Annotated in this window: 1 protein-coding gene; it reads right to left on the minus strand. The window is 45.7% G+C overall.

Annotated features, from left to right (window positions below):
• The coding region (locus P6709_RS20365; RefSeq protein ID WP_278242689.1) for a hypothetical protein at nucleotides 1–234 on the minus strand (234 nt) is incomplete at both ends.

The raw sequence follows: 234 nt of genomic DNA on the forward strand, positions 1-234 counted from the left end.
AAATGGGGCGACCGATGGGAATCGAACCCACGAATGCCTGAACCACAATCAGGTGCGTTAACCACTTCGCCACGACTCCTTTAAAGCGCTCGATAATCGCCCGCAGAAGTTTATGATCGATATGATCGAGTAGGAACGGAATAGATTCGATTAAAACCGTTGGATCCTGTTTCTTAAATGAGAGGTGAAGAAGAAATATGATCGCAAGCAGATATCTGACTGTCAGCTGATCCT

It is taken from the genome of Jeotgalibacillus sp. ET6, assembly GCF_029667115.1.
Classification (GTDB): domain Bacteria; phylum Bacillota; class Bacilli; order Bacillales; family Jeotgalibacillaceae; genus Jeotgalibacillus.